16 protein-coding genes and 1 other RNA gene are annotated in these 16366 nt (G+C 61.7%); 9 read left to right on the top strand and 8 right to left on the bottom strand.

What is annotated here, in order from left to right:
- The 4 genes from HU811_RS05845 to HU811_RS05830 form a co-directional block, all read right to left on the bottom strand.
- Entirely contained in the window at nucleotides 1-1119 is a 1119-nt protein-coding gene (locus HU811_RS05845) for an ABC transporter permease (protein ID WP_186654605.1), read from the bottom strand.
- Nucleotides 1119-3842, bottom strand: coding sequence for a ribosome-associated ATPase/putative transporter RbbA (rbbA, locus tag HU811_RS05840; RefSeq protein WP_186654603.1), 2724 nt, complete (start codon nucleotides 3840-3842; stop codon nucleotides 1119-1121). Before rbbA ends, HU811_RS05845 begins: the two co-directional genes overlap by 1 nt.
- Nucleotides 3839-4804, bottom strand: coding sequence for an HlyD family secretion protein (locus tag HU811_RS05835; RefSeq protein WP_186654602.1), 966 nt, complete (start codon nucleotides 4802-4804; stop codon nucleotides 3839-3841). Before HU811_RS05835 ends, rbbA begins: the two co-directional genes overlap by 4 nt.
- An 81-nt stretch (nucleotides 4805-4885) precedes the next feature.
- Nucleotides 4886-5335 carry an EVE domain-containing protein gene (locus HU811_RS05830; RefSeq protein WP_186654599.1) on the bottom strand — a complete coding sequence of 150 codons (450 nt, stop codon included), beginning with the start codon at nucleotides 5333-5335 and terminating at the stop codon, nucleotides 4886-4888.
- Between the two features lie 195 nt (nucleotides 5336-5530).
- Here HU811_RS05830 and HU811_RS05825 point away from each other — a divergent pair, with 195 nt between their 5' ends.
- Nucleotides 5531-5677, top strand: coding sequence for a hypothetical protein (locus HU811_RS05825; protein ID WP_092395219.1), 147 nt, complete (start codon nucleotides 5531-5533; stop codon nucleotides 5675-5677).
- A gap of 36 nt (nucleotides 5678-5713) precedes the next feature.
- Here the strand turns inward: HU811_RS05825 and HU811_RS05820 are convergent, their stop codons facing one another.
- The 4 genes from HU811_RS05820 to HU811_RS05805 all read right to left on the bottom strand — a co-directional run bounded on the left by HU811_RS05820 (nucleotide 5714) and on the right by HU811_RS05805 (nucleotide 7170).
- The gene (locus HU811_RS05820; protein WP_186654597.1) at nucleotides 5714-6319 is read right to left on the bottom strand and encodes a 5-formyltetrahydrofolate cyclo-ligase; all 606 of its coding nucleotides are present in this window, start codon (nucleotides 6317-6319) and stop codon (nucleotides 5714-5716) included.
- A gap of 117 nt (nucleotides 6320-6436) precedes the next feature.
- Nucleotides 6437-6616: non-coding RNA, 6S RNA (ssrS, locus tag HU811_RS05815), on the bottom strand.
- Between the two features lie 30 nt (nucleotides 6617-6646).
- Nucleotides 6647-6964, bottom strand: a complete 318-nt coding sequence (locus HU811_RS05810; RefSeq protein WP_047226084.1) for a cell division protein ZapA — start codon at nucleotides 6962-6964, stop codon at nucleotides 6647-6649.
- Nucleotides 6961-7170 carry a TIGR02449 family protein gene (locus HU811_RS05805; RefSeq protein ID WP_030138125.1) on the bottom strand — a complete coding sequence of 70 codons (210 nt, stop codon included), beginning with the start codon at nucleotides 7168-7170 and terminating at the stop codon, nucleotides 6961-6963. The genes HU811_RS05810 and HU811_RS05805 overlap by 4 nt, the downstream gene beginning before the upstream one ends.
- A 127-nt stretch (nucleotides 7171-7297) precedes the next feature.
- Between HU811_RS05805 and HU811_RS05800 the strand changes: the two genes are divergently transcribed.
- The 8 genes from HU811_RS05800 (at nucleotide 7298) to gcvH (ending at nucleotide 16327) form a co-directional block, all read left to right on the top strand.
- Nucleotides 7298-7852 carry a YecA/YgfB family protein gene (locus tag HU811_RS05800; RefSeq protein ID WP_186654595.1) on the top strand — a complete coding sequence of 185 codons (555 nt, stop codon included), beginning with the start codon at nucleotides 7298-7300 and terminating at the stop codon, nucleotides 7850-7852.
- A 27-nt stretch (nucleotides 7853-7879) separates the two neighbouring features.
- Complete coding sequence (gene pepP, locus HU811_RS05795) at nucleotides 7880-9214, top strand: Xaa-Pro aminopeptidase (RefSeq protein ID WP_092452787.1); 1335 nt, start codon at nucleotides 7880-7882, stop codon at nucleotides 9212-9214.
- A complete protein-coding gene (ubiH, locus tag HU811_RS05790; protein ID WP_186654592.1) occupies nucleotides 9211-10398 on the top strand; it encodes a 2-octaprenyl-6-methoxyphenyl hydroxylase in 1188 nt (395 codons plus the stop codon). Before pepP ends, ubiH begins: the two co-directional genes overlap by 4 nt.
- A gap of 67 nt (nucleotides 10399-10465) precedes the next feature.
- On the top strand, nucleotides 10466-11683 hold the full coding sequence (locus HU811_RS05785) for a 2-octaprenyl-3-methyl-6-methoxy-1,4-benzoquinol hydroxylase (protein ID WP_186654644.1): 1218 nt from the start codon (nucleotides 10466-10468) through the stop codon (nucleotides 11681-11683).
- Between the two features lie 225 nt (nucleotides 11684-11908).
- Nucleotides 11909-12913 carry an extracellular solute-binding protein gene (locus HU811_RS05780; protein ID WP_092452781.1) on the top strand — a complete coding sequence of 335 codons (1005 nt, stop codon included), beginning with the start codon at nucleotides 11909-11911 and terminating at the stop codon, nucleotides 12911-12913.
- Between the two features lie 129 nt (nucleotides 12914-13042).
- The gene (locus tag HU811_RS05775; protein ID WP_186654590.1) at nucleotides 13043-14659 is read left to right on the top strand and encodes an ABC transporter permease; all 1617 of its coding nucleotides are present in this window, start codon (nucleotides 13043-13045) and stop codon (nucleotides 14657-14659) included.
- 150 nt (nucleotides 14660-14809) lie between these two features.
- Complete coding sequence (gene gcvT / locus HU811_RS05770; RefSeq protein ID WP_186654587.1) at nucleotides 14810-15892, top strand: glycine cleavage system aminomethyltransferase GcvT; 1083 nt, start codon at nucleotides 14810-14812, stop codon at nucleotides 15890-15892.
- Between the two features lie 51 nt (nucleotides 15893-15943).
- The gene (gcvH, locus tag HU811_RS05765; RefSeq protein WP_186654585.1) at nucleotides 15944-16327 is read left to right on the top strand and encodes a glycine cleavage system protein GcvH; all 384 of its coding nucleotides are present in this window, start codon (nucleotides 15944-15946) and stop codon (nucleotides 16325-16327) included.
- The last annotated feature ends 39 nt before the right edge of the window (nucleotides 16328-16366 follow it).

Here is a 16366-nt window from a genome sequence, read left to right as displayed (position 1 = left end):
TCAGGACGCCAGGCTTTTGCGAAACCGCCCCAGGGCGATGAAAAAGAACAAGAGCCCGATTGCCGCCAGTGCCAGCAGGTCTGGCCATACCACGCTAACGCTCGCATCCCGGAATAGAATCGCCGCGCTGAGGCTGACGAAATGGGTCGAAGGCGAACCTTGCATCACCCATTGCAACCATTGCGGCATGCTATCGAGCGGCGTGCTGCCGCCCGACAACAGCAGCATCGGTATGATGACCGGGATCGACAGTAGACCGAACTGCGGCGTCGAGCGGGCCAGGGTGGCGAGAAAGATGCCCAGGGCGGTGCTGGCGAACAGGTAGAGCGCGGTCACCAGCAGAAATAGCAACATGGAGCCGGCAAGCGGCACGCCCAAGGCGACCTTGACGATTATTTCCAGTGAGGCCCAGGTGCATAGCACCACCACCAGCATGTTGCTCCAGATTTTCGCCAGCATGATTTCCAGTGCGGTCAGCGGTAGCACCAGCAGGTGATCGAGGGTGCCGTGCTCGCGCTCGCGCAGCAGCGCGGTGCCCGTGAGGATGATGGCCAGGATCGTGATGTTGTTGACGATCTGGATCACGGCCAGAAACCACCCGCCCTCAAGATTGGTGTTAAACAGCGCTCGGGTAGTCAGCTTCACGGGCGTTTGTGTGCTTGCTTGTGCCCGCCCGCTGTAGGTCAGCAGTTCCTGTTGGAAAATCCGCCCGATGTAGCCGGCGCCCATGAACGCCTGGCTCATGGCTGTGGCATCAACGTTGAGTTGCAGCGCAGGCTCTCGTCCGGCGAGCAGATCGGCCTGGAAGTTGGCGGGCACATTGATGACGAAGGTGTAGCGGCCACTGTCCATGACCTTGTCCAGCTCGGCATAGGGCAACGCCACGGGGCTCTGGAATTCCGGCGGTTGCAGAGCCTGGATCAATTGACGTGAGAGATGGCTTTGGTCTTCATCCACCACCGCCACGCTGGCGTTGTGGACGCCGATCACCGAGCCTGCGGCCGGCATGTAGATCGCCACGGTGAATGCGTAGCCTAAAAACAGCAGCAGGACGGAGTCATACCGCAGGCTGGTCAGTTCCTTGAGGCCAAGACGCCAGATATGCGAAAACTTGTGCATCAGGCCTCCTGTTTTTTCAGCATGACCAGGCTGAGCCCGGTGAACACCAGAAAAAAGCCCAGTAGCGCCAGGCATTGCGGCCATAGCTGGCGCAGGTCCAGGGCCTTGGTGAAAGTGCCGACGGCGATGTCCAGGAAATAACCGGCGGGAAACAACTGGCCCATCACCGAGGCTGCCCCGTCCAGGGATGAGCGCGGCACGATCAACCCTGAGAACTGGATGGTCGGAAGACTGGTGATGATCATGGTGCCGAGGATCGCTGCGATCTGGGTGCGGGTAAACGCCGAGATCAACAACCCCATGCTGGTGGTTGCCAGTACGTAGAGCAGCCCGCCCAACGCCAGCGTCAGGCCGCTGCCTTTGAATGGCACGCCGAACAGCCAGCGATTCATCGCCGTCAGCAGGGCCAGATTGATCAGGCTGACCGCCAGATAGGGCGCTTGTTTGCCCAGCAGGAACTCCAGGCGGGTCAACGGTGTGGCGTAGAAATTGGTGATCGAGCCCAACTCCTTTTCCCGCACGATCCCCAGGGCCGTCAACATCGCCGGAATGAACGCGAGGATCAACGCCATCACGCCCGGACCGATAGCGTTCACGCTGACCACGTCCTGGTTGTAGCGGAACCGGGTCTCCAGGCTGGCTGCGCTTTGCTGGTTTAGCGCCGGGCTGCTCTGTTCAACCAGTTGTTCGAGATTGGCCTGATGCACCGCCTGGACGTAGTTGCGACTGGTTTCGGCGCGAAACGGCATGCCGCCGTCCAGCCAGGCGCCAACGGTGGGTTGCCGACCGGCATACAGGTCACGGCCGAAACCGGGTGGGATTTGCAGGGCCAGCTTGATTTCCGAACGTTGCAAGCGCCGATGCAGCGCGTTCGCGTCCTGGATAACCGGCTGCTCCTCGAAATAGCGCGAGCTGCGGAAAGCTTCCAGATAAGCGCGACTTTGCGGGCTCTGATCCTGATCGAACACGGCGAAGGCGAGCTTCTCCACGTCCAATGAAATGCCGTAGCCGAAGATCACCATCATGAACAGGGCTCCCAGCAAGGCGAAGGCCATGCGTACTTTATCTCGCAGCAGCTCCTTGCCTTCCCGGCTGGCGACGGCCCACAGGCGCCCGAGGCTGAAGCCGTGCCGGACCTGCGGCGTGCCGGCATTGTCGAGGGGCACGGGGGCGGTGTCTTGCTGTGTTTCCCCTTGGGCCTGTTCCAGGCAGGTGACAAACGCGGCCTCCAGCGTCTGACCGTTGAACTGCGCCTGGAGGGCTGCTGGTGTGTCGCAGGCCAGGACTTTGCCGGCGTGCATCAGCGAAATGCGATCACAGCGTTGGGCTTCGTTCATGAAATGCGTGGAAAGAAATATCGTCACGCCCTGTTCGCGGGACAACTCAATCAGCAGTCGCCAAAAGTCGTCCCGCGCGGCCGGGTCAACGCCTGAGGTCGGTTCATCGAGGATCAGCACTTCCGGGCGATGCAGCACCGCCACGGCGAGAGACAAGCGCTGGCGCAGGCCCAAGGGGAGCGCGCCGCAAGGTTGGTCGGCGAGGCTCTGGAGATTGAAGCGCTGGATCAGCTCGTTGATGCGCGCGTCGCTTTCGGCCTTCGGCAGATCGAACAGCTTCGCATGCAAGGCCAGATTCTGGCGCACGCTCAGTTCGCCGTACAGTGAGAAACTCTGAGACATGAAGCCCACCCGTTTGCGGGTGGCCAGGTCCTTGGCGTTGACCGGGTTGCCCAGCAGCCGGGCGCTGCCTTCGCTGGCGGGCATCAGCCCGGTCAACACCTTCATGGTGGTGGTCTTGCCGCAACCGTTGGAGCCCAGAAAGCCAAAGATCTCACCGCGACCTATCGCGAAGCTGACCTTGTCGACTGCGGTGAAATCACCAAAGCGCAAGGTGAGGTCGTGGGCCTGGATGGCAATGTCGGCGTTGTCAGTTCTGGGGGGGATCGTCAGTGGCGCGGTGTTGTGGCGGCTGTCACCCTGGAAATAGGTAAAAGCCGAGTCGAGCTTGCCGTCGGGGGTGACGCCAGCCAGTTCGGCGCTCAAGCCCTTGGCGATCAAACGGCCGTTGTCGAGCATCAGGCAATGCTCGAACTGTTCGGCTTCCTCCATGTAAGCCGTGGCGACCAGCAGGGTCAGTTGCGGTCGTTGCCGGCGCACGTCTTCGATCAGCTCCCAAAAGCGCCGGCGCGACAACGGGTCCACGCCGGTGGTGGGTTCGTCGAGAATCAGCAGGTCTGGCTCGTGGATGAGCGCGCAACACAGGCCGAGCTTTTGTTTCATGCCCCCCGACAGTTTGCCCGCCGGACGTTCGGCAAAACGCTGCAGGTCGGTCGCCAACAGGAGCTTGCCCATGCGCTGTTCGCATTCAGCCCGCGAAAGCCCGAACAGCGTGGCGAAAAACCGGATGTTCGCGCTTATCGACAAATCAGGATAAAGATTGCCCCCCAGCCCTTGGGGCATGAAGGCGATGCGTCGATAAAGCGTATTGCGATGACGTCGATCCTCGATTGCCCCCCCCAGCACCTGTAACTCGCCTGTCTGGTGTTTCTTGACCCCGGCAATCAGCCCCAGCAGGCTGGATTTTCCCGCCCCGTCCGGGCCGATCAGGCCGCAACGAGTGCCGATGGGCAGACTGAACGCGATATCGCTCAAGGCTGTCAGTTGGCCGTAATGGTGCTCAAGGCCCCTGACGTGCAGGGCTGGTTCGCCAACGGTGGCGCTCATTGCAAGTTGGCCGGCCAGTCAATGGGGGCTGTGCGCACGTAGCCGGCGCCGGGCATGCCCGGTTTTGCCTGGGGCACTTCGCCGGGCCGCGTCAGGCGTATCTTGACGCGGAACACCAGTTTCTGGCGCTCGTCACGGGTTTCGACTTCTTTGGGGGTGAACTGGGATTTGGCCGCGACGAAGCTGACCGTTGCCGGCAATGGTCGATCGGGCAGGGCGTCGAGCAGCAGACGCGCCTGATCGCCCACCGCCAGTTTCCCGGCCACGGACGCCGGCAAATACAGGTTCATGTATTGATCGTTCGGATCGATCATCAGCAGTACTCGGCCACCGGCGCCCAGCACTTCGCCCGGCTCGGCCAGGCGTAGCTGAATCACACCGTCAATGGGGGCGCGCAGGCTGCTGTCGTCGATTTCGCTGGTCAGTTGGGCAACCTGGGCCTGGGTCGCACCGATGGCGGCGGCCGCTGCCGACACCTGGGCCTGGGCAGCATTGACCGCGGCGTTAGCCGTGTCGAAACGGGCTTGTTGTTGGTCGATCGCCTGAGCACTGGCGTAACCGCGCCTGAACAGTTCCTGGGTGCGTTTGAGTTCTTGGTGGGCGAGCAATTGTTCGCTCTGGCGCAGTTGCACATTGGCTTGAGCGGCGGACAGGTTTTCCCGGGCGCGCGTTACTTCGGCTTCGGCCTGGTTTCGCTGGGCCTCCAGGGTGCGGGTGTCCATGCGCGCCAGAAGTTGGCCCTTGCTGACGACATCGCCTTCGTCAACATGAACGTCGGCCAAGCGCCCGGGTGTCTTGCTGGCGATCTGGACTTCGGTGGCCTCCAGGCGCCCATTGCCCATGCTTAGGCCTTCGGGCAGGCGATCCTGGCGCGACTTCCAATAGCCAAACCCTCCGGCGGCCAACAACAGAGCCATCAAGGCGAGGGCGAAAAAGCGAGAGCTACGGTGGTTTGTCGACATGTCCGGCATCCTGCGGCTGTAGCGTTGCAGTCTGCTGGATTCGTTACGGGCCCAGCTTGATATCCATCAACTCATGGAGGATCAGCGTAAGGCAATAACCGCCGCCCACTGCTCAGCCGTCACCGGCATCACCGACAGTCGCGAGCCTTTTTGCACCAGCGGCATTTCAGCCAGGGCGGTTTGCTGCTTGAGATAGTCGAGCTTGAGCACGCGGGGAAAGGTTTCGACATGGGCCACGTCGATTGCAGTCCAGGGATTTTTATCCGGGCTGGCCTTGGGGTCGAAATAGTGGCTGTCGGGCTCCAATGCCGTCGGGTCAGGGTAGGCTGCCCGAATGATTTGTCCAATGCCGGCTATACCCGGCTCCGGGCAACTGGAGTGGTAGAAAAAGAACGAGTCGCCCACCGCCATGGCCCGCAAGAAGTTACGTGCCTGGTAGTTGCGAACCCCGTCCCATCGCGCCTGGCCGAGCTTTTCCAGACCCTGGATGGATAATTCGTCGGGCTCGGATTTCATCAGCCAATAGGCCATGATTTCTACTCCTGGGCGGTAATGATAAAAAAAGTTCAGCGATCTTATGACAAACCGACAGTCGGTTGACGCCAGAGTTTGCGTGTTGATGCCGGTTGCCGCAAAATGCCGGCCTTCCAAGCTTTACGCTGCTGCACGGCCAATAAGAAAACCGCTGCTGTCATCGTGTGTGATATGCCTTGAGGGGGGCAATCGATGAAACGCAAACCGGATTTGTTGTGGATCTTGGTCATTCTGTTCGGCCTGGGGGTCGTTACCACGGGTTACGCCCAGAGTTTGTGGGCCAGCAAGACCGATACACCGATGGAAATCACCCAGCCCGCGCCTTCGCTCAAACGCTGAGCCGGTCTGCAGGACGCCGCTGTTTTCCTGCGGCGTCTACCCCGCGACATACCAGTACCGGTCGCTGACCGTTCCCTGCAGCGGCACGTCCCAGCTCGCCTGCGCCAACCGTTCGACTTTCTGACATTCATGGGCCAGCCCCAACAGCGTCGGTTTGCGCCATTGCTTGCGTCGCGCCAGATACCCCAGGCTGCGGTCATAAAAGCCACCGCCCATGCCCAGCCGACCTCCCGCATCGTCAAACCCCACCAGCGGCAATAGCACCAGGTCCAGCGTCCAGACCTTGCGTTGCCGGGCAATGTTCATCCGCGGCTCCAGAATACGAAAACGATTGGGTCGCAGCTTTTCGCCGGGGCGGATGCGTTGGAACACCATCTTGGTCTGCGGCCATGGGCTGAGTACCGGCAGATAAGTCGCCTTGCCCCGGCGCTGAGCGGCGCGCAGCAACAGGCGCGGGTCGATCTCGCCATCGTTGGGCAGGTACAGGGCGATGTGTCTTGCCCGGCGAAACAGCGGGTGCTGGGCCAGTTGCTTATAGAGCCCTCGAGCGGCTTCACGCTGCTGGGCAGGTGTCAGGGCGCGACGAGCCTGGCGTAGCAGGCGGCGGAGTTGCGGGCGCGGCAGCAGCGCTGGTTCGGTCATATGAATATTTCACGCAATCGGTGGCGACAGCACAGCGTAACCGTAAAACAGGGCGCTCAGAAATGCCTGCGCCAGACACAACAATGCCAGTCTTGAAGACTGGCATTGTGAGAAATCAGGCTCCCCGGATGAACCGCTGTCGGCTTAGCCCTTGAACCCGAAAGTTCAAGGTGGAAGTTGCAGGGGGCGTTAAGGCTTTCCGTCAAGCGGACATGCACACCGGCCCCAACGTGCAACTCCCGTGGTTGTGCGTATCGGCTCAGGGACATCACCAACTGGCAAGCACCCCAGGGAGTGACGCAAGTATACCCCAGGCAGCCTCGCGAATCAGCCCTTGCTGACGTCCGGGTCGGTGGCCAGTACCAGATCCACCCGATCGAGCAGATCGCGCACCTGTTCACGGGTCGAGCCGCTGACTTGCACGTCCGGCGTATCCTGGCGGTGCAACAGCTCGTGGGTGATGTTCAAGGCAGCCATTACAGCAATGCGGTCGGCGCCGATGACTTTGCCGCTGCTGCGGATCTCGCGCATCTTGCCGTCCAGGTAACGGGCGGCGCTTACCAGGTTGCTGCGCTCTTCCTGGGGGCAGATGATCGAATATTCTTTATCGAGGATCTGCACGGTTACGCTATTGCTTGAACTCATGAGTCTTGCTCCAGGGCCTTGAGGCGCGAAATCATCGATTCGACCTTACGCCGGGCGATTTCGTTTTTTTCAATGAGGTGCGCGCGTTCCTCGCGCCAGGTCTTTTCCTGAGCTAATAGGAGTCCGTTTTGGCTCTTAAGTTGCTCGACCCGCTCAATTAGCAATTCGAGTCTGGCCATCAGCGCTTGCAGGTCGGTGTCTTCCATTGTGTCCACTGAAGATTGTGTCTGATGGGGATAGGGTCGCACAGCCTCTGATAGTCTTGGCGAGTCTGTCGATGTAGGATACAAGGCCTCCATTCTAGACATAGCGCCGTCTGGCGCCTAGCTGCCCATGCCCATTCAGAATTCCCCGTATCAAGCGTTTGCCACCCTGCTGAGCACCAGCGGTCATCCTGTCTCGCCTGCTGAACTGCATGGCCTGTTGCTGGGGCGCAGTTGCGCCGGCGCCGGCTTCGATGCCGACGGCTGGCTGGCTGACGCCGCCGAGTTGCTGGAAGGCGAGCCGGCGGACAACGTGCGCAATGCGCTCATCGGCCTGCAGGAAATGGTCAAGGGTGAGTTGACCAGCGATGACATGACCGTCGTCCTGCTGCTGCCTACCGATGACGCTCCGCTGGCCGAACGCGCCGCTGCGCTGGGCCAGTGGTGCCAGGGCTTCCTCGCCGGCTTCGGCCTGACCCGCCGCGAATATGCGTTGAGTGACGAGGCCAAGGAAGTATTGCAAGACCTGGCGGCGATCTCTCAGGTCCAGGACGCTCTGGAAGAGTCCGATGACGGCGAAAGCGACTACATGGAAGTGATGGAGTACCTGCGAGTCGCGCCATTGCTGCTGTTCACCGAAACCAAGAAAACCGCTGAACCGGCCACCAAGCCGTCCTTGCACTGATTGCTTGAAAGGGAACACCATCTGCCCATGATTCATATCCCGAAATCGGAATACAGCCGTCGCCGCAAGGCTCTGATGGCGCAGATGGAACCCAACAGCATCGCAATCCTGCCCGCCGCCGCCGTTGCCATTCGCAACCGCGACGTCGAGCACGTTTACCGCCAGGACAGCGACTTTCAATACCTCAGCGGCTTCCCCGAGCCGCAAGCGGTGATCGTACTGATGCCCGGCCGGGCCCATGGCGAATACATCCTGTTCTGCCGCGAACGCAACGCCGAGCGGGAGTTGTGGGATGGCCTGAGAGCTGGCCAGGAAGGGGCGATGCGTGACTATGGCGCCGACGATGCATTTCCCATCACCGACATCGACGACATCCTGCCGGGCCTGATCGAAGGCCGTGACCGGGTGTACTCGGCCATGGGCAGCAACCCGGAATTCGACCGGCACCTGATGGAGTGGATCAACGTGATTCGCTCCAAAGCCCATCTCGGTGCCCAGCCGCCGAACGAATTCGTTGCCCTGGATCACCTGTTGCACGACATGCGCCTGTATAAATCGGCGGCAGAGGTGAAGGTAATGCGCGAAGCGGCGCGGATTTCCGCCCAGGCGCACATCCGGGCCATGCAGGCCGCGCGCGCGGGGTTGTACGAGTACAGCCTGGAGGCCGAGCTCGATTATGAGTTCCGCAAGGGCGGGGCGAAAATGCCGGCCTACGGGTCGATCGTCGCGGCGGGTCGCAACGGCTGCATCCTGCATTACCAGCAGAACGACGCACTGCTCAAGGACGGTGACCTGGTATTGATCGACGCCGGTTGTGAAATCGACTGCTACGCCAGTGATATCACCCGCACCTGGCCGGTCAGCGGCAGGTTTTCGCCCGAACAGAAGGCAATCTACGAAGTGGTGCTGGCCGCCCAGGAGGCGGCGTTTGCCGAAATTGCGCCGGACAAACACTGGAACCAGGCCCACGAAGCAACAGTGCGGGTCATTACCGAGGGGCTGGTGCGCCTGGGCCTGTTGGAGGGCGAGGTGGACGAGTTGATCGCCAGCGAAGCCCACAGGGCCTTCTACATGCACCGCGCCGGCCACTGGCTGGGCATGGACGTGCACGACGTTGGCGAGTACCGGGTCGGCGGCGAATGGCGGGTACTGGAGGTCGGCATGACGTTGACCGTTGAGCCGGGCATCTACATCGCCCCGAACAACCGCAACGTAGCGAAAAAATGGCGCGGCATTGGCGTGCGCATCGAGGATGACGTGGTAGTGACCAAAACCGGTTGTGAAATCCTGAGTCACGGCGTACCCAAGACGGTCGCCGAAATCGAGGCCCTGATGGCCGCCGCCCGGGCTGATGCGGCATGAGCCGGGTCAATCTGGCGATCGTCGGCGGTGGCCTGGTAGGCGCGAGCCTGGCCCTGGCCCTGCAAGCCGGTGCCAAGGCGCGGGGCTGGAAGATCATGCTGATCGAGCCCTTCGCCCCCGGCGATGCCTGGCAACCGAGCTACGATGCCCGATCCTCAGCCTTATCGTTCGGGTCCCGGCAGATTTATCAACGCCTGGGGATCTGGCAGGAAGTTTCTCGTCGCGCCGAGCCGATCAAGCAGATCCACGTGTCTGATCGCGGGCGATTCTCCACAGCGCGGTTGTCGGCCATGGAAGAAGGGGTGCCGGCCCTGGGTTATGTGGTGGAAAACGCCTGGCTCGGCCAGTGCCTGTGGCAAGGGCTGGACACCGAGGTGGTCAGTTGGCACTGTCCGGCACAAGTCACCCGGATGGAGCCCATGGTCGGCGGCTATCGCCTGACGCTCGATGACGAAACCACCTTGGAATGCGACCTTGCCGTGCTGGCTGACGGTGGCCGTTCCAGCCTGCGTGAACAGCTGGGTATTGGCGTGCGCAATCGACCTTACGGCCAGAGCGCGCTGATTGCCAACATCACACCCGGCGAAGCCCACAACGGCATGGCCTTCGAGCGCTTCACCGACGATGGCCCGATGGCCTTGTTGCCGCTGCCGGAGAACCGTTGCGCGCTGGTCTGGACCCGTCAGGGCATGGATGCGCAACGTCTGGCGGCCTTGGATGACCGTAGCTTCCTCAGCGAATTGCAGGGCGTGTTCGGTTATCGCCTGGGCACCCTGAAACAGGTAGGCGCTCGACATCTATATCCGTTGGCGCTGGTGGAAGCCGAAGAGCAGGTCCGCCCGCATCTGACGATCCTGGGCAACGCGGCCCACAGTCTGCATCCGATTGCCGGCCAGGGGTTCAACCTGTCTCTGCGCGATGCCCAGGCCCTGGCCGACGCCTTGCTCGACAGCGACAGCGCGCCGGGGGATTTCGCCGTGCTGCAAGCCTATCGCGAGCGTCAGCGGATGGATCAGACCCTGACCGTCGGGTTTTCCGATCAGGTTACGCGTCTGTTCAGCAGCAACCTGCCGCTGGTGTCCCTGGGCCGCAACCTGGGCCTGCTGGGGCTCGACCTGTTGCCGCCGGCCAAGCGCTGGTTCGCCCGCCAGGCCATGGGGTTGGGGACGCGTCCCGATGCGTGAGGCTTGTTTCGATCATTTTTCTCATGGGCGACTCATGTCGCCAGCACAACAGGCTTAAAGCATGGAATTGCGTGCAGATCTGCTGATTGTCGGCGCCGGAATGGTCGGCAGCGCCCTGGCGCTGGCGTTGCAGGGCAGTGGCCTGCAAGTGCTGTTGCTCGACGGCAGCCCGATGAGCGTCAAACCCTTCGATCCCCAGGCTGCCTTCGAACCCCGGGTCAGTGCCTTGTCGGCGGCGAGCCAGCGGATCCTTGATCGTCTTGGGGTCTGGGACGGCATTGTCGCCCGGCGCGCCAGTCCTTATACCGACATGCACGTCTGGGACGGCAGCGGCACCGGGCAGATCCATTTCTCGGCGGCCAGCCTGCATGCCGAGGTCCTGGGGCACATCGTCGAAAACCGCGTCGTGCAAGATGCCCTGCTGGATCGCCTGCATGACTGCGATCTGGGCCTGCTGGCCAACGCGCGGCTTGAGCAGATGCGCCGCTCCGGCGATGACTGGTTGCTGACCCTGGCCGACGGTCGAACCCTGCGGGCACCGCTGGTGATCGCCGCCGACGGTGCGAACTCCGCCGTGCGTCGCTTGACGGGGGTCGCGACCCGGGAATGGGATTACCTGCACCACGCCATCGTGACCAGTGTGCGCAGCGCTCGGCCTCATCGGATGACCGCATGGCAGCGCTTTACCGATAACGGTCCCTTGGCATTCCTGCCACTGGAGCGCGACGGCCAGCAGGATTGGTGCTCGATCGTCTGGTCCACCACCCCTGGCGAGGCACAGCGGTTGATGGCGCTTGAGGAAGCGGATTTCTGCAACCAACTGGAGCGGGCCTTCGAAGGTCAACTGGGGACGGTGCTGAGTGCCGATCCGCGCTTGTGCGTACCGCTGCGCCAGCGCCATGCCAAGCGCTACGTGGCCGAAGGGCTGGCGCTGATCGGCGATGCGGCCCACACCATTCATCCGCTGGCCGGACAGGGGGTGAACCTGGGTTTCCTGGATGCCGCCGTCCTGGCCGAAGTGCTGCTGCAGGCAGCCGGGCGCGGTGAACGGCTGGCGGACGTGAAGGTATTGAGCCGCTACGAACGCCGACGCATGCCCCATAACCTGACGCTGATGGCCGCGATGGAAGGGTTTGAGCGGCTGTTCCAGGCCGATCCGTTGCCGGTGCGCTGGCTGCGTAATACCGGGCTGAAACTGGTGGATGGTCTGCCCGAGGCCAAGGCGCTGTTCGTGCGTGAGGCGTTGGGGTTGACCGGGGACCTGCCGGATTTGGCCAAGGCCTAGATTTTTGCCGGGGCGAAAGGCCTCATCGCGGGCAGCCATGCTCCCACAGGGGGCAATGTGGGACGAGCTTTTGTGGGAGCAAGGCTTGCCCGCGATGGCGGACGCAAAAACACAGCACATCGCATAGTTGCAACATTTTGAAACGTGTCTGCACAGTGTTAGATTGAGAAGCTAAATGTGAGTCCTTATCATTTGCGCACTTATAACAATCGAGAGACCGCCCCCATGTTGGCATCCAAGCGTCTGCTGTCCGTCCTCGCCCTGACTCTGATCGGCGCCACTGCCGCCCAGGCTGCCGATGAGGTGGTGGTCTACTCCTCGCGTATCGATGAACTGATCAAGCCGGTTTTCGATGCGTACACCAAGAAGACTGGCGTCCCGGTGAAGTTCATCACCGACAAGGAAGCGCCATTGATGCAGCGGATCAAGGCCGAGGGCGAAAATGCCACCGCCGACCTGCTGCTCACCGTTGACGCTGGCAACCTCTGGCAAGCCGAGCAGATGGGGATTCTCCAACCGTTCACTTCCAAGGTGATCGACGCCAACATCCCGGCCCAATACCGTGCGTCTTCCCACGCCTGGACCGGCCTGAGCCTGCGGGCGCGGACCATTGTCTACTCCACCGACCGGGTCAAACCGAGCGAACTGACCACCTATGAAGCCCTGGCGGGTAAAGAGTGGGAAGGCCGCCTGTGCCTGCGCACCTCGAAGAAGGTCTACAACCAGTCCCTGACCGCCACCTTGATCGAAACCCACGGCGCGGAAAAAACCGAAGAGATCATCAAGGGTTGGGTCAAGAACCTGTCCACCGATGTGTTCTCCGATGACACGGCATTGCTTGAGGCCATCAATGCCGGGCAGTGCGACGTCGGTATCGTCAACACTTACTACTTCGGGCGCCTGCACCAGCAGAAGCCCGACCTGAAGGTCAAGCTGTTCTGGCCGAACCAGGCCGACCGTGGCGTGCACATCAACCTTTCGGGCATTGGCCTGACCAAGTACGCACCGCACCCGGAAGCGGCGAAGAAACTGGTGGAGTGGATGACCACGCCTGAAGCCCAGAACATCTTTGCCGACGTGAACCAGGAGTTCCCGGCCAATCCGAACGTGGAGCCTTCCAAGGAAGTCGCCGCCTGGGGCAAGTTCAAGGCCGACACCCTGCCGGTGGAAGTGGCGGGTAAACGCCAGGCCGAAGCTATCCGCTTGATGGATCGCGCTGGCTGGAACTAAAAAAGCACTCAAGATCGCAGCCTGCGGCAGCTCCTACAGGGATTCGCGTCCCAATGTAGGAACTGTCGCAGGCTGCGATCTTTTTTTTGCGGTTTAATAGGCGTTTGCTGTCAGCCCCGAGACTCCCCCTTGACCCACCCCGTCCAACGCCGCTGGTACCCTCTGGTTTTTGCTGTCGCCGCGCTGGTGCTGTTGCCCTTGAGCGTCCTGCTGCTGTCCTGGCAAAACATCGACCAGCAGATATGGTCCCACTTGTGGGATACCCAGATGCCACGCTTGTTGGGCAACACCCTGACGTTGATTGTCGGCGTGGGTGTCGGTGTAACGTTGCTGGGCGTCAGCCTCGCCTGGCTCACCAGCCTGTGTGAGTTCCCCGGCCGACGCTGGCTCGACTGGGCGTTGATGTTGCCGTTTGCGATTCCGGCCTACGTGTTGGCGTTTGTCTTCGTGGGCCTGCTGGACTTTGCCGGTCCGGTGCAGACATTGATGCGCGAATGGTTCGGCAGCAACCTGCGCCTGCCCCGGGTACGCTCCACTGGCGGAGTGATCCTGGTGTTGGTCCTGGTCTTTTACCCTTACGTTTACTTGCTGGCGCGAAGTGCATTCCTGGCCCAAGGCAAGGGATTGATGGAAGCGGCCCGGGTGCTGGGGCAGTCGCCGTGGCAGGCGTTCTGGCGAGTGGCGTTGCCGGTGGCCCGACCGGCCATTGGTGCCGGCGTGGCGCTGGCGTTGATGGAAACCCTGGCGGATTTCGGCGCAGTGTCGGTGTTCAACTTCGACACCTTCACCACGGCTATCTACAAAACCTGGTACGGCTTCTTCAGCCTCTCCAGCGCCGCGCAACTGGCCAGCCTGTTGTTGCTGGCGGTGATGCTGGTGCTTTACGGCGAACGCCGCGCCCGAGGCGCCCAGCGGGCGAGCAACGAGCGACCCCGGGTCAAGGCGCTTTATCACTTGCGCGGCCTCAAGGCTGCGGCGGCCAGCGGCTGGTGCGCCCTGGTATTTGCCTGTGCTTTTGTTATTCCGATGCTGCAACTGCTGGTGTGGTTCTGGCAGCGCGGCCGGTTCGATCTGGACGAACGTTATGCCGGGCTGATCGTCCACACACTCTATCTGGGTGGGCTGGCGGCACTGGTCACCGTTTGCGTCGCCTTGCTGTTGGCGTTCGCCCGCCGTCTGGCGCCGACCCGTCCCATTCGCGCCGGTGTCGGCCTGGCGAACCTGGGCTACGCCTTGCCCGGTTCGGTGCTGGCGGTATCGATCATGCTTGCCTTCAGCTATCTGGACCGCGAACTGGTCATCCCCCTGTCAACGCTACTGGGCGGTGCCGGCAAACCGTTGCTGTTGGGCAGCCTGTCGGCCCTGCTGCTGGCCTATCTGGTGCGCTTTTTGGCTGTGGCCTACGGTCCACTGGAAAGCAGCCTCGCGCGAATCCGCCCTTCTTTGCCTGAAGCAGCACGTAGTCTGGGGGTCAGTGGGCCGCAACTGTTTTTCAAAGTGTATCTGCCGTTGCTGTTGCCGGGCACCCTGAGTGCGGCGTTGCTGGTGTTCGTCGATGTGCTCAAGGAAATGCCCGCGACCCTGCTGATGCGCCCGTTCGGCTGGGACACGCTGGCGGTGCGGATCTTCGAAATGACCAGTGAAGGGGAGTGGGCCCGGGCCGCGTTACCGGCGCTGACCCTGGTGCTGGTGGGGTTGTTGCCGGTCATCGGATTGATACGACGCTCTGCCCATCGAAACAGCTAGGTGTCAGTCCTACATCATGCGGCTACAATGCGCGGCATTCGGTGCGGTCCGTCTGTCGGACCGGGCAACTGATAGCGTCTGAAAACGTTTTTGGCGTTCACGCTGTGCAGTGCTCGTCCGCACCTTCGCCAAGCCCGGAAGGAGACACCCATGGGACAGCGTACGCCTCTGTATGACCTTCATCTCGCCCTCGGCGCGAAGATGGTCGATTTTGGCGGTTGGGATATGCCTTTGCATTACGGCTCGCAGGTTGAGGAGCACCATCAGGTGCGTCGCGACTGCGGTGTGTTCGATGTATCCCACATGACCGTTATCGATGTCGCCGGTCCCCAGGCCAAGGCCTGGTTGCAGCGCTTGCTGGCCAACGATGTCGATCGCTTGCAGGACACGGGACGTGCCTTGTACAGCACCATGCTTAACGAGCGCGGCGGCATCGTCGACGACATGATCATTTATCGGGTCGAGCACGGCTATCGGCTGGTCTTCAACGCCTCGACCCGCGACCAGGACCTGGCCTGGATGCAGGCGCAGCTTGGTGAATACGATGTGCGCCTGCTTGAGCGTCCCGAACTGGCAATGCTGGCTATCCAGGGCCCCCAGGCCCGTCACAAGATTGCCGAACTGGTCTCGCAATCGCGCGGCCAACTGATCCAGCAACTCAAGCCTTTCGAAGGCCGTGCCGACGGTGACTGGTTCATCGCCCGCACCGGCTACACTGGCGAAGATGGCCTGGAAATCGTCCTGCCTGCCCACGAAGCCCCGAGTTTTTTCAATGATCTGGTGGGCGCCGGCATTTCTCCCATCGGCCTTGGCGCTCGCGATACCTTGCGCCTGGAAGCCGGCATGAACCTGTATGGCCAGGACATCCACCAGGACGTTTCGCCGCTGGCCTCGAACATGGCCTGGAGCATCGCCTGGGAACCGGCGAGCCGTCAGTTTATCGGTCGCAATGCTCTGGAAGCCGAACTGGCCGGCGGCGTACAGCAAAAGCTGGTAGGCCTGGTGCTGGAAGAACGCGGCGTTCTGCGCGCTCATCAGGTGGTCCGCATCGCCGATGTTGGCGAAGGGGAGATCACCAGTGGTAGTTTTTCTCCTACGCTTAGCAAGTCAATTGCCTTGGCACGCGTTCCGATGGCCACCGCCGATCGTGCCGAGGTGGAAATTCGTGGTAAGTGGTACCCGGTACGAGTGGTCAAGCCGACCTTCGTCCGCCATGGCAAAACCCTGATCTAACCTTTTGCGGCGGGCCGCTGGCCGCTGACACTTCTCTTGAGGACACTGAATATGAGCAACATCCCTACCGATTTGCATTTTGCCGAAAGCCACGAGTGGGCGCGTCTGGAAGCTGACGGTACGGTCACCGTGGGCATTAGCGATCATGCGCAGGAAGCTCTGGGTGATGTGGTGTTTGTCGAACTGACCGAACTCGGTAAGGTTTTTTCCGCGGGTGACCAGGCCGGCGTGGTGGAGTCGGTAAAGGCTGCTTCCGACATCTACTCCCCGATCAGTGGCGAAGTGATCGCAATCAACGAAGACCTGGGCGGTTCACCGGAACTGCTGAACTCCGATCCTTACGGCGCGTGGATTTTCAAGCTCAAGCCAAGCGACAAGACCGAGCTGGACAAGCTGCTTGATGCGGCAGGCTACAAGGCTGCTATCGGCGAGTAACCCGGATCTAATGTGGGAGCGGGCTTGCTCGCGAAAGCG

The organism is Pseudomonas tehranensis, assembly GCF_014268615.1.
GTDB lineage: Bacteria > Pseudomonadota > Gammaproteobacteria > Pseudomonadales > Pseudomonadaceae > Aquipseudomonas > Aquipseudomonas tehranensis.
Note: the sequence above shows the minus strand (reverse complement) of the source record. Positions and strands in the feature narration are given on the sequence as shown.